The organism is Jiella marina (genome assembly GCF_024359545.1).
Classification (GTDB): Bacteria; Pseudomonadota; Alphaproteobacteria; order Rhizobiales; family Rhizobiaceae; genus Jiella.
Genome location: NZ_JAKQZG010000005.1, coordinates 169,654 through 181,312, shown reverse-complemented (window position 1 = coordinate 181,312; position 11,659 = coordinate 169,654). Strand labels below are relative to the sequence as shown.

The window sequence follows — 11,659 nt, the reverse complement described above, 5'->3', positions numbered from 1 at the left end:
GCTTAGGCAACACTCAACAATGAGAGCAGAGCGTCGCGAGCGATCGCGACGCCGCTTATCACTTGAAGCGGAACAGACAGGTGACATTCGATACCGTCCAATACCTCCTCGGCGGCCTTTCCGGCGCATTGGTCGGCCTGACGCTCGGACTCTTCGGCGGCGGCGGCTCGATCCTTGCCGTGCCGCTGATGGTCTATGTCGTCGGCGTGCCGAGCGCCCACATGGCGATCGGCACGAGTGCGCTGGCGGTCGCGGTGAATGCTGCCGCGGGCCTCGTCAGCCATGCGATCCACGGCTCGGTGAAATGGCGCTGCGCGGCGCTGTTCGCCTCCGCCGGCGTCGCAGGCGCCTTCGCCGGCTCGACACTCGGCAAGGCGATCGACGGCCAGAAGCTGCTCTTCTTCTTCGCGCTCCTGATGGTGGGCGTCGGCATCATGATGTTCCGCAAGCGCCATGGCAGCGGTGACCCGGCAGCCGCGTGCAACCGGGAGAACGCCCCGAAAGTCCTCGGCTTCGGCGGCCTCACTGGCATCTTCTCCGGCTTCTTCGGCATCGGCGGCGGCTTCCTGATCGTGCCGGGCCTCATGGCCTCGACGAACATGGCGATCCTCTATGCCGTCGGCACCTCCCTTGTCGCCGTCACCGCCTTCGGGCTCACCACGGCGCTGAACTATGCCGCTTCCGGTTTCGTCGACTGGCCGCTGGCTGCAGTCTTCATCGGTGGCGGCATCGTCGGGAGTTTTGCCGGTGAACTGGCAGCACGCGGCCTGTCCAAGCGTGGCGGCATGCTCAACACCGCTTTTGCCGGGCTGATCTTCGTCGTCGCCGTCTACATGCTCTACAAGAGCGCGGCCGCCTTCGTCTGAGAAAACCCTTCTCTCGTCGCTCGCCACTCGTTTGCATTTCGCGAGGTCAATCATGCCACTTGACACGATCACTCCTTTTACCCCGCTCGCCTCCACGCTCGGCGGCGTGCTCATCGGACTCTCGGCCGTCCTCGTCATGGCGCTGTTCGGGCGGATCGCCGGAATCTCCGGCATCACGATCGGTGCCCTGCCCTCGGCCCGCGCCGATTGGGACTGGCGGCTCGCCTTCGTCCTCGGCCTTGTCGCCGCCCCGCTTCTGGTGCTCCTCGTCACCGGCGAGCCAATCTCGCAGACGGTTCCGACGAACCTCGCCGGGATGGGCATCGCCGGTCTGCTGGTCGGCGTCGGTACGGTGCTCGGGTCGGGCTGCACGTCGGGGCACGGTGTCTGCGGCCTCGCACGGCTCTCGCCGCGCTCGCTCGTCGCGGTCCTGACCTTCTTGGGCTTCGGCTTCGTGACCGTCTTCATCCTGCGCCATCTCATCTGACGGAGGGTCTCTCCATGCGCCTTCTTCTCGGCTTCGCCTCCGGCCTCCTCTTCGGGCTCGGGCTGATCCTCGCCGGTATGTCCGATCCGGCGAAAGTCCTGAATTTTCTGGATCTCGCGGGCACCTTCGATCCCTCCCTCGCCTTCGTCATGGGCGGGGCAGCGGTCACGACCTTCATCGGCTACCGTCTGGTCTGGCGACAGGAGCATCCGGCCCTGCTCCACGATTTCCAGATCCCGACGCGGCAGGATATCGACGGTCAACTCGTCACCGGGGCAGCTCTCTTCGGCATCGGCTGGGGCATCGGCGGCTTTTGCCCCGGCCCTGCCTGGACTGCCCTGCCGATGCTGACCCCCGGCATCCTTGTCTTCCTGCCCGCCATGCTGATCGGCATGGGTATCGCGCGCTGGATGAAGAACCTGCAGATGGCTCGCGCCTGACGGCCAGGAGCCGGCCATCGCCGCGTGGTGACGCCGGACCAATCGGTCGCACCGGGACGCCTCCAAGACTTGACCGATCCGTAAGACTCGATCCATCTGGATCAGGGATAGACGGCGAGGGCGAGTCTCGGACGCCGCGGCACTCCTCTCGTTGCAGGTCATTTGCGGCCCTGACGCATCGTGCGGCCAGGGCCATTGTCGAGGAGGTCCGGAATGAGTGCGTCGGCTTGGCCCGTCTGACGCTTGCAACGCGGCTGGTCGCCGTGGTGGCGCTGATCGGCGGAGTGGTGATGCTGGTGGCCGGGCTGATCCTCGTCGACAATGCGCGGCAGGCGATCGCCGTCGAAATGGCGGCGAACCAGACGCTGGCGCGCGATTACGTCCTGACGACAATCGGCTCGCTGCGTCGCGACAACTCGGCGGAGGCGGTTGTGGAGCGGCTGCCCCAGACGCTCTTTCAGCCCCGCCATGCGCGGATCACCGTCATCGAGGCGGCTTCCGGCGCCACCCGGATTCCCGAGGTCGCTCCTCAAGCCGACGAGGAGGACGAGGACGAGGCGCCCGCCTGGTTCCATGCGCTGCTCAGGCCTGAGACCCAGGAACTAACCCTGCCGCTGCAGTTCGACGGCAGGGACTACGGCCACGTGGCGATCGACTCCGAGCCGTCCGACGAGATCAACGAGGTATGGCAGGATTTCCGGGTGCTCGGACTGATCGGCGGAACGAGCTATGTGCTAATGATCCTGGCGGTCTATCTCGTCGTCCGCTGGACCCTGCGGCCATTGGCACACATGACGGAGGAGGTGGCGCGAATGGAGGGCGGCGACTACGGCGCCCGTATCGGCACGGTTCGTGTTCCCGATCTCGCCCCGCTGGCACGGCAGTTCGATGCGCTCGGCGCGGCACTTCAGGCGACGTCCCAGGAAAAGCGGCGGCTCAACCAGAAGCTCGTGGCAGTTCAGGACGAGGAGCGGAAAGCGATTGCCCGGGAACTTCACGACGAACTCGGACCCTGCCTGTTCGGCCTGAAGGTCGAGGGCCGCAGCATCGCCGACATGGCCCGCAAGAACCAGCAAGGCGACATCGCGGAAAGCGCTGCGGCGATGATGGAGATCATCAGCCAGATTCAGGACATGAACGACATGCTGCTGCGACGATTGCGCCCGGCAGAACTCGGGGAACTGCCGCTTTCGCGCGTCCTTGAGGCTTTGCTGGACAATATGCGCGGGATCGGACCGAGCGTCGCATGGGAAATCGCCGTTTCGCCCGAACTCGACCGCTATTCCGAAAGTGCGGAACTGACCGTCTATCGCGTGGTGCAGGAAGCCGTGACGAATGCGCTCCGGCACTCCGGAGCCGGCCGGATCATTGTGACCGTCAGGCCCCAAGCACAGGCCCCCGGTGAAATCGAGATCAGCGTCGAGGATGACGGCCGTGGGATCGCGCCTGAAACGCGAGCCGGCGTCGGGCTCCATGGAATGCGCGAACGCATCGACGCCTTGAACGGCACTCTCGAGATCGATACTCGCCCCGAAGGCGGAACCCGGGTGCATGCGATCGTGCCCGACCTCCCGCGGGCCTCGCAGACAGGTGCAGGATGAGCGAAGACAAGACGTCTCTGGTGATCGACGACCATCCGGTGACCCATCTCGGCTGCCGGCGGCTCCTGGCCGAGGCCGGCTATCACGCGGTCTTCGAAGCACGCGACAGCGTCACCGCCTATGCGGAACTCGACCGGCATTCGCCCGGTCTCGTCGTTCTCGACCTTGGTCTCCCGGGAACCGGCGGGCTGGACATGATCGGACCTTTGCTGCAACGCGCGCCGAAGGCCAGAATCCTGATCTTCTCCATGAAGGCCAGCCCGGCCTTCGCCAAAAGGGCCCTGGAGGCCGGGGCGCACGGCTATCTTGCCAAGAACTCGCCGCCCGAGGCGTTCCTGCAGGCGGTCGACCGGCTGGAGCGCGGGCTTGTCTATCTCGAGGCCGACTTCGCGGTGGATGTCGCGGTCCACAACACGCGCCGGGAGGCGGGCCCTCTCTCCCAACTCAATGCGCGCGAGCGGGAGATTCTCAGTCTTCTCGGCCAGGGGCTGAACTACGGCGAAATCGCCGAGCGATCGAACATCAGCTACAAGACGGTCGCCAATGCCTGCGTTTCAATGAAGAGAAAGCTCTCCGCCCGCAACCTCCCGGACCTCATCCGCGTCGCCATGGCCGCCGAAAAGTCAGAGCAGACCGAATGAGCAGCCCAAGCCGTCCTCAACCCATCCAGGTGTCGGACTGCAGGGCATGGGCCATGAACATGAGATCGGCCCTGAGCTCGTCGCGTGTGATCGAGCCGCCGAGGCAGACCCGGACCCGCTCGGCCGGCGGGCCGGACACGGTGAACACATCGGAGGGCATGATGCCGATGCGACGTCCGGCCATCCGACCCATGAGATCGGCCCGCCCCGCGCCCTCCGGCAGCCGCAGCCAGATATTGAAGGCGTGTTCGCGCGCCGCGTAGCTCAGACCCGACAGCGTCTCGGCGGCGATTTCCTGCCGCTTTTCGCTTTCGGCACGGATGAAACGGCGGATGCCGTCGGCGGTGCCGTCCTCGATCCATTGGGTGGCGAGCGCCATGGAAATCGGCGAGGCCATGCCGCTGAAGGCGCGCAGCGCCTGCGTCAGGTCGAAGGCGTCCTTGCCGCGGGGCGTCACGGTATAGGCGAGCCGCAGGCCGGCGCCGATGCATTTGGCCAGCCCCCCGATGTGCCAGATCAGCTCCGGTGCGCTGACGGCGAGCGGCGCCGGCGCCTTCGGCGGAATGAAGCCATACGCGTCGTCCTCGATCGTCTGCAGACCATGGCGATGCAGCACCTCGGCCACCGCGAGCCGGCGCTCGGTCGGCATGGTGATCGTCGTCGGGTTCTGGAGCGTCGGATTGACGTAGAGCGCCTTCGGGCGATGGGCATCGATCGCCCGTTCCAGCGCGTCGGGCAGGATACCGTCCTGGTCCATTTCCAGCCCGACCAGTTCCAGCCGCAGAAGCCGGGCGATGGCGCGCAGGCCCGGATAGGTGATCCGCTCGCACAGCACGGTGTCGCCCGGCTCGGTCAGGACGGCAAGGATCGCCGTCATCGTCGGATGGGCGCCCGGCGTCACCACGATGCGTTCGAGCTTGGGCACCATGCCGCGCATGGAGAGCCAGGAGGAGGCCGCCACCTTGTCCTTCTCGCTTCCGGTCGGCGACTGGTAGCGTAAGAGCGACACGAGGTTCGCCCCCACATAAGAGAGTCCGTTTTCCATCCTGGCGAGAAGCGCCGGGTCGCGCGGCTCCGGCGGCATGTTCATCGACAGGTCTTCCGCCCCTTGGCGCACCGGGTCGGGGGTGAGGTCCACCGCATCGCGCTCGGCAACGAAGGTGCCGCGGCCCACATGGCTCATCACCAGCCCGCGCGACTGCGCCTCGGCATAGGCCCGCGAGACGGTGGTGAAGTCGATCGCCAGCCGCTTGGCAAGCTTGCGCTGGGGCGGCAGCCGGTCGCCGGGTTTGAGCGTGCCGACGCGGATGTCGCCGGCCAGCGCGTCGGCGATCGAGAGGTAAAGCGGCTTGCCGCTATCGGCGAGTTCGGGGGTCCAGCTCATCGGGCGACTCCTGTGTCCGTGACCACCCTAGACAACTGACACCCAAAATTGAAGCGGATTGTATGCATGAATCGTCATCGGCAGATGACCGAATTCAACGACCTAATATGCGCCAAGAAGCGGCACACCGTGATTATCTGCGCAGCGATCTGCCTACGTCGAAAGCAAGATCTGAAGTTGCCTACAAAATAATTGTATGGATATTGTAATGGTTATTGACGGGAAATTGGATCGGGCCTCACTGTCGGTTTTAGAACGCTGAAACAGGAGGTCAGGCATGCCAGCGGTCACCGCAGAAGCGCATAAGGACGGCGACTATTTCGTCGATTACGAGGAAAAAGTCTTCGAGGACGTCAAAGCCGATCCGGGCGAAAAGGCCCTCGTCGCTTTTCATACGGTCGCCTTCGAAGGCTCCATCGGCCTCGTCAACATCTTGAACGCCATCCGCCTGCAGCGGAAGGGCTACGAGACCTCGATCCTGCTCTACGGTCCGGGCGTCACGCTCGGCATCCAGCGCGGCTTCCCGACGCTCGGCGACGAGGCGTTTCCGGGCCACCAGAATTTCGCGGCGAACCTCAAGAAGTTCATGGGCGAAGGCGGCAAGGTCTATGCCTGCCGCTTCGCGCTTCAGGCGCTCTACGGCCATGGCGAGCCGGCGCTTCTGCCCGGCATCCGACCGATCGCGCCGCAGGACGTGCTCGACTGCATCCTTCTGCACAAGAAGGCCAACGCCGTCGTCATCGACACCTGGACGCTGTGAGGCCGGGGACGCTGTGATGATGGTGACGCGGTAAGGGCGTCAACTCGAGGACATGGCGGGCGCCGAACGGACGCAATTCCGGCGCCCGCCAACCTGGTGACTATCGATCTTTCTGGGAGCGGAGCACGCCATGCGAACCGACACCGTCCGAGCGGCGGCCGTCCAGATCGCCCCCGATCTCTCCGGCCGATCCGGCACGGTCGAGCGCGTGTTGAACGCGATCGCCGAGGCGGCCGAGAAGGGCGCCGAGCTCATCGTCTTTCCCGAGACCTTCGTCCCCTATTATCCCTATTTCTCCTTCGTCCTGCCGCCGGTCCAGCAGGGCGCCCCGCATCTGAAGCTCTATGAGGAGGCCGTCGTCGTCCCCTCGCCCGAGACGGACGCGGTCTCGGAAGCGGCAAGGCGGCGCGGCATCGTCATCGTGCTCGGCGTCAACGAGCGCGATCACGGCTCGCTCTACAACGCCCAGCTCGTCTTCGATGCCGATGGCACGCTGAAGCTCAAGCGCCGCAAGATCACGCCGACCTATCATGAGCGCATGGTCTGGGGTCAGGGCGACGGCGCCGGGCTGAAGGTGGTCGACACCAAGGTCGGGCGCGTCGGCGCGCTCGCCTGCTGGGAGCATTACAATCCCCTCGCCCGCTACGCGCTGATGGCGCAGCATGAGGAAATCCATGCGAGCCATTTTCCCGGCAGTCTGGTCGGCCCGGTCTTCGGCGAGCAGATCGAGGTGACCATGCGCCACCACGCGCTGGAATCGGGCTGCTTCGTCGTCAACGCCACCGGCTGGCTCACGGAAGAGCAGATCGCCGAGATCCACCCCGATCCGAAGCTCCAGAAGGGCCTCCGCGACGGCTGCATGACCTGCATCGTCTCGCCGGAAGGCCGCCACCTCGCGCCCCCGATCACCGAGGGCGAAGGCATCCTGATCGCCGATCTCGACATGCGCCTGATCACCAAGCGCAAGCGCATGATGGATTCCGTCGGCCATTATTCGCGGCCGGAGCTTCTCTCCCTCGTCCACGACAGGCGACCCGCCCAACCCGTTCATCCGGTGCAGCCCGGACCCGACGAGGAGCCGATGATCGCGCCGGTGGAAAGCACAACGGAGACAGCCGAGAATGTCTGAATCCGAACTGATCAACGACCTGCAGACCCGCGGCATGCGGCTGGTCGACCCGCGCGTCGGCCATGAGAGCCGGCGCGGCGGTGCGGGTCCGTCCGACCACAAGGCGGTGACGATCGGCAAGACGACGGTGATGGTGCCGGTCCACACCGCCCCCGCCTTCGAAAGCCCCTATCTCGTCGAGGCTCCGGATCCGACGGGAGCCTCGCGGGTCCTGCGGGATGGGGCGGAAGTGGCGAAGATCCGCTTTCCCTCGCGGCCACGCTTCTACGATCTGTCGACCGCCGAGGGCATCCCCTACAACAAGATCGCGGTTCTGCATTCGCGCGACGTGCTGGCGACGACGGTGCTCCAGACCTGCATTCGCTACGAAAGCCGCAAGAAGACCTGCCAGTTCTGCTCGATCGGTCAGTCGCTTGCCGCCGGCCGCACCATTGCCCACAAGACGCCGGAACAGCTCGCCGAAGTCGCCAAGGCCGCCGTCGAGCTCGACGGCGTCAAGCATATGGTGATGACCACGGGCACGCCCGCCGGCAAGGATCGGGGCGCGGCGATTCTGGCCGAAAGCGCGGCGGCGGTGAAGGCGGCGGTCGATCTGCCGATCCAGGTCCAATGCGAACCGCCGGAGGACGATGTCTGGCACCGACGCATGAAGGAGGCTGGCGCCGATTCCCTCGGCATGCATCTGGAAGCGGTCACCCCTGAGGTCCGCGCGCGGGTCATGCCAGGCAAGGCCAGCGTGCCGCTGGAGAAGTATTTCTCCAGCTTCGAGGCGGCAGTGAAAATCTTCGGGCGCGGCCAGGTCTCGACCTACATCCTCGCCGGACTCGGCGACAGCGCGGAAGACATTCTCGCCATGGGCGACAGGCTCTGCCGTCTGGGCGTCTATCCCTTCGTCGTGCCCTTCGTGCCGATCTCGGGCACGCCGCTCGAAAGCCATCCGGCGCCGAGCACCGCCTTCATGGCCTCGATCCTGCGGCCGCTCGGCGAGATGATCGTCGCCGCGGGCATGCGCTCGGAAGACATCAAGGCGGGCTGCGGGCGCTGCGGCGCCTGTTCAGCGCTCTCGACCTACGAAAAGCTGAAGGTGCCGGCATGAACGCCATCGATCATTCGGTCTTCCTCTGCCCCGGCTATTTCATCCGCGCGGCGAGCGCGCCCTGGGAACATGCGGGTGCGGCGGCGCTCCGGCACCGGGTCTTCGTCGACGAACAGAAGCTCTTCGAGGGGCATGACCGCGACGCGATCGACGCGGATGCGACGACGCTGGTCGCCCTTTCCACCTACGCCCATGAGGCCGACGAGGTCGTCGGCACGGTGCGCATTCACGAAGCCGAGCCGGGGCTGTGGTGGGGCTCGCGCCTCGCCGTCGACAGCCGCTTCCGCCACACCAGCCGGCTCGGCAAGGAGCTGATCCGGCTGGCAGTCTCCACGGCCAATGGCCGCGGCTGCCATACCTTCCTTGCCCATGTGCAGGCGCAGAACGTGCCGCTCTTCCAGAAGCTCCACTGGGCGCTCGAAGAGGAAGTGGACCTCCATGGCGCGCCGCATGCCCGCATGCAGGCCGATCTTCGCGCCTATCCGCCGATCGCCGATCCGGAAGCCGGTTTTCTGACGCTCGCCAAGCGCCAGACGCCGCAGCCGGTCACGGTCGCTTGGTGATATCCCGATGACGGTCGATCCGGTGGCCTTGGCCGAACGTCTGCGCCAGCACCCCTCGGTGCGCGGCAAGCTGGCGATCGGCCGGGCGACGGAGCAGCTTGGCCTCAGTTTTGCGAGCACCGGGCGGCCGGGCGACGACGCGGCCATCCTGCCGCGCGAAGGCGGCTATGACCTGCTTGCCGGCGAAGGCTTCATCCCCGCTTTCGTGGCCGACGATCCCTGGTTCGCCGGCTGGTGCGGCGTGATGGTCAACCTCTCCGACATTGCGGCGATGGGCGGCCGCTCCATCGCCTTGGTCGATCAGATCTGGGCGCCCTCGGCAGAGGCCGCTGCGCCGCTCGCGGCGGGAATGAAGGCCGCGGCGGAAAGCTACGGCGTCCCGATCGTCGGCGGGCATACCAACTATGGCAGCCCGGATCTCGGCCTCGCCCTGACCGTTTTCGGCCGCGCAAAGGCACTGATCACAAGCTTCGACGCCAGCCCCGGTGACGTTCTCGTCGCCGCGATCGACCAGCGGGGCGCCTATCGGAACTACGACAATTTCTGTGCGGCCCTCGACACGCCGCCGGAGCGGCTGCGCGGCGATCTCGCGCTGCTGCCGGCGCTTGCCGAGGAGGGGCTCGTGTCGGCCGGCAAGGACATCAGCCAGAGCGGGATCACCGGCACGGCCCTGATGCTGGCGGAGTGCTCCGGCGTCGGCATCGACATCGCTCTCGACAGGATCGCGCCACCCGACGGCGTCGCGCCCGAACGCTGGCTCGTCTCCTTTCCGAGCTTCGGCTTCCTGCTCTCCGTCAAGCCGGCGCACGTCGAAGCCGTCTCCGACCGCTTTGCCGAGCGATCGATCTGGGCCGCGCCGATTGGCGCGGTGAACGCCTCGAGCGCGGTGACGCTCAGCTTCGGGAAACGCTCGGGCCTGTTCTGGAACCACGGAAGCGAGGCCTATCTGCGCAGCGCAAACGAGGAGCCTGCCTATGCCTGAAGTGCGTTTCACGCTCCGCTGGCCCGACGGGCTGGAGGAAAGCTGCTATTCGCCCTCGACGGCGATCAAGAATTTTGTCTCCGCCGGCGAGACCTATCCACTGCCCGACTTTCTGGAACGAGCACGCACAGGCCTCAACGAAGCCTCGAACCGGGTTGCCGCGAAATACGGATTTGCCTGCTCTTCGGCGATGAGCCAACTCGCCCGGATCGAATTCCGCGCCAACCAATTCGCCGGCGACGAGGACGCTGCGGTCACCTGCCTCGTGGTCGACGGATAGGAGACGGACCATGTCCCACACACCGCATCGGCGCCATGTGCCCGTGATCATTGTCGGCGGCGGTCAGGCCGGCCTCTCGGTGAGCTATTATTTGACCCGCGCCGGTATCGAGCACCGGGTTTTCGAGCGCCATCGTCGCTTCCACTCCTGGCGCGAAAACCGCTGGGATTCCTTTTGCCTCGTCACGCCCAACTGGCAGTGCCGGCTCCCGGGCCACCCTTATTCCGGCGACGATCCCGACGGCTTCATGCTGAAGGATGAGATCGTCGCCTATGCCGAAGCCTTCGCGGCGAGCTTCGATCCGCCTTTGAGCGAAGGCGTCGTGGTCAATCGCATCACTCGCCATACTGATTGGTATTCAGTCAAAACACCAGAAGGCACGTGGAGTTGCGATCAGGTGGTGATCGCCACGGGCGGCTACGATCAGCCGATCGTCCCGCCCTATGCGGATCGGCTGGATCCGTCGATCACCCAGCTCCATTCCCGGGACTATCGCCGCCCCTCGCAACTGCCCGAGGGCGCGACGCTCGTGGTCGGCACAGGCCAGTCGGGGGTGCAGATCATGGAAGACCTCGTCCGCGATGGCCGCAAGGTGCATCTGGCCGTCGGCCCCGCACCCCGTTCCCCGCGAAAGTATCGCGGCCGCGATGCGACCGACTGGCTCTATGATATGGGCCACTACGACATCACGATCCGTGAGCATCCCGACCCGGTCAAGGCGCTGACGCAGACGAACCACTACATGTCCGGCCGCGACGGCGGCAAGGAGATCGATCTGCGCCGCTTCGCGCTCGAAGACGATGTCTCGCTCTATGGCTCGCTGGCCGACATGGAGTGGCAGACAATCCGCTTCCTGCCCGACCTCGACAAAAACCTCGACGATGCCGACAAGAGCTATGTCGGAATCCGCGATCAGATCGACGCCTATATCGCGAAGGAGGGGATCGACGCGCCCGAAGAGCCGCCCTTCGTGAAGGTCTGGCGACCCGAGCGCGAGGTGACCGAGATCGACGCGGCGGCAGAGGGGATTACCTCGATCGTCTGGTCGATCGGCTTCCGGCCGGACTATTCCTGGATCGACGTCGACGTCTTCGACGAACGCGGCAAGCCGGTCTATGATCGCGGCGTGACCGCGGTCCCCGGCTTCTATTTCATCGGTCTCGGCTGGCTGAACACCTGGGGCTCCGGCCGCTTCCTCGGCATCGACGAGGACAGCCGCTTTCTTGCCGGCGAGATTTCAAGGCTCCACGCCCACCAGCCGGTCGCAGAACAAGCTTAGCGGCTCTCCTCCCAAATTCGGCAGACTGCGTGACAATGCCGAATTTGGAACTCGCTCACGCGCCGCGCGAGTTGACGAAATTCGTATCGCTCCTTTGGTCATGGCCCGACGCGTCAAATCCAGGGCGCCGGATGCGGAACGCATGCCTGTG

At 65.7% G+C, this 11,659-nt stretch carries 13 protein-coding genes; 12 read left to right on the top strand and 1 reads right to left on the bottom strand.

The genetic code is table 11. The annotated features are described in order from the left end of the window. Nucleotides 1-80: 80 nt before the first annotated feature. The 5 genes from MF134_RS11085 (at nt 81) to MF134_RS11065 (ending at nt 4,035) form a co-directional block, all read left to right on the top strand. Entirely contained in the window at nt 81-866 is a 786-nt protein-coding gene (locus tag MF134_RS11085; protein ID WP_255339516.1) for a sulfite exporter TauE/SafE family protein, read from the top strand. Nucleotides 867-918: 52 nt separating this feature from the next. Continuing rightward, on the top strand, nt 919-1,353 hold the full coding sequence (locus MF134_RS11080; RefSeq protein WP_255339515.1) for a YeeE/YedE family protein: 435 nt from the start codon (nt 919-921) through the stop codon (nt 1,351-1,353). 14 nt (nt 1,354-1,367) lie between these two features. Next, nucleotides 1,368-1,793: a DUF6691 family protein gene (locus MF134_RS11075; RefSeq protein WP_255339514.1), complete on the top strand. Its 426-nt coding sequence runs from the start codon at nt 1,368-1,370 to the stop codon at nt 1,791-1,793. 227 nt (nt 1,794-2,020) lie between these two features. Further along, on the top strand, nt 2,021-3,394 hold the full coding sequence (locus tag MF134_RS11070) for an ATP-binding protein (RefSeq protein ID WP_255339513.1): 1,374 nt from the start codon (nt 2,021-2,023) through the stop codon (nt 3,392-3,394). Next, nucleotides 3,391-4,035, top strand: a complete 645-nt coding sequence (locus tag MF134_RS11065) for a response regulator (protein ID WP_255339512.1) — start codon at nt 3,391-3,393, stop codon at nt 4,033-4,035. The genes MF134_RS11070 and MF134_RS11065 overlap by 4 nt, the downstream gene beginning before the upstream one ends. A gap of 16 nt (nt 4,036-4,051) precedes the next feature. On the opposite strand, the gene MF134_RS11060 is transcribed toward MF134_RS11065, so the two are convergent. Further along, nucleotides 4,052-5,419, bottom strand: coding sequence for an aminotransferase-like domain-containing protein (locus MF134_RS11060; RefSeq protein ID WP_255339511.1), 1,368 nt, complete (start codon nt 5,417-5,419; stop codon nt 4,052-4,054). Nucleotides 5,420-5,696: 277 nt separating this feature from the next. On the opposite strand from MF134_RS11060, the gene MF134_RS11055 reads away from it, so the two are divergent. The 7 genes from MF134_RS11055 (at nt 5,697) to MF134_RS11025 (ending at nt 11,508) form a co-directional block, all read left to right on the top strand. Then, nucleotides 5,697-6,179, top strand: coding sequence for an MSMEG_0572/Sll0783 family nitrogen starvation response protein (locus tag MF134_RS11055; protein ID WP_255339510.1), 483 nt, complete (start codon nt 5,697-5,699; stop codon nt 6,177-6,179). A 130-nt stretch (nt 6,180-6,309) separates the two neighbouring features. After that, nucleotides 6,310-7,308 carry a Nit6803 family nitrilase gene (locus MF134_RS11050; protein ID WP_255339509.1) on the top strand — a complete coding sequence of 333 codons (999 nt, stop codon included), beginning with the start codon at nt 6,310-6,312 and terminating at the stop codon, nt 7,306-7,308. Further along, nucleotides 7,301-8,404 (top strand): MSMEG_0568 family radical SAM protein, encoded by a 1,104-nt coding sequence (locus tag MF134_RS11045; RefSeq protein ID WP_255339508.1) that lies wholly within the window; start codon nt 7,301-7,303, stop codon nt 8,402-8,404. The genes MF134_RS11050 and MF134_RS11045 overlap by 8 nt, the downstream gene beginning before the upstream one ends. After that, a complete protein-coding gene (locus MF134_RS11040) occupies nt 8,401-8,967 on the top strand; it encodes an MSMEG_0567/Sll0786 family nitrogen starvation N-acetyltransferase (RefSeq protein WP_255339507.1) in 567 nt (188 codons plus the stop codon). Before MF134_RS11045 ends, MF134_RS11040 begins: the two co-directional genes overlap by 4 nt. A 7-nt stretch (nt 8,968-8,974) precedes the next feature. Then, a complete protein-coding gene (locus MF134_RS11035; protein ID WP_255339506.1) occupies nt 8,975-9,949 on the top strand; it encodes a sll0787 family AIR synthase-like protein in 975 nt (324 codons plus the stop codon). Further along, on the top strand, nt 9,942-10,229 hold the full coding sequence (locus MF134_RS11030) for an MSMEG_0570 family nitrogen starvation response protein (protein ID WP_255339505.1): 288 nt from the start codon (nt 9,942-9,944) through the stop codon (nt 10,227-10,229). Before MF134_RS11035 ends, MF134_RS11030 begins: the two co-directional genes overlap by 8 nt. Before the next feature lie 10 nt (nt 10,230-10,239). Continuing rightward, nucleotides 10,240-11,508, top strand: a complete 1,269-nt coding sequence (locus MF134_RS11025; protein ID WP_255339504.1) for an MSMEG_0569 family flavin-dependent oxidoreductase — start codon at nt 10,240-10,242, stop codon at nt 11,506-11,508. The last annotated feature ends 151 nt before the right edge of the window (nt 11,509-11,659 follow it).

What these genes read in the sequence shown, in the direction of transcription:
- MF134_RS11080 (WP_255339515.1), top strand. Translation starts at nt 919, where the DNA reads ATGCCACTTGACACGATCACTCCTTTTACCCCGCTCGCCTCCACGCTC.
- MF134_RS11075 (WP_255339514.1), top strand. Translation starts at nt 1,368, where the DNA reads ATGCGCCTTCTTCTCGGCTTCGCCTCCGGCCTCCTCTTCGGGCTCGGG.
- MF134_RS11065 (WP_255339512.1), top strand. Translation starts at nt 3,391, where the DNA reads ATGAGCGAAGACAAGACGTCTCTGGTGATCGACGACCATCCGGTGACC.
- MF134_RS11060 (WP_255339511.1), bottom strand. Translation starts at nt 5,419, where the DNA reads ATGAGCTGGACCCCCGAACTCGCCGATAGCGGCAAGCCGCTTTACCTC.
- MF134_RS11055 (WP_255339510.1), top strand. Translation starts at nt 5,697, where the DNA reads ATGCCAGCGGTCACCGCAGAAGCGCATAAGGACGGCGACTATTTCGTC.
- MF134_RS11050 (WP_255339509.1), top strand. Translation starts at nt 6,310, where the DNA reads ATGCGAACCGACACCGTCCGAGCGGCGGCCGTCCAGATCGCCCCCGAT.
- MF134_RS11045 (WP_255339508.1), top strand. Translation starts at nt 7,301, where the DNA reads ATGTCTGAATCCGAACTGATCAACGACCTGCAGACCCGCGGCATGCGG.
- MF134_RS11040 (WP_255339507.1), top strand. Translation starts at nt 8,401, where the DNA reads ATGAACGCCATCGATCATTCGGTCTTCCTCTGCCCCGGCTATTTCATC.
- MF134_RS11035 (WP_255339506.1), top strand. Translation starts at nt 8,975, where the DNA reads ATGACGGTCGATCCGGTGGCCTTGGCCGAACGTCTGCGCCAGCACCCC.
- MF134_RS11030 (WP_255339505.1), top strand. Translation starts at nt 9,942, where the DNA reads ATGCCTGAAGTGCGTTTCACGCTCCGCTGGCCCGACGGGCTGGAGGAA.
- MF134_RS11025 (WP_255339504.1), top strand. Translation starts at nt 10,240, where the DNA reads ATGTCCCACACACCGCATCGGCGCCATGTGCCCGTGATCATTGTCGGC.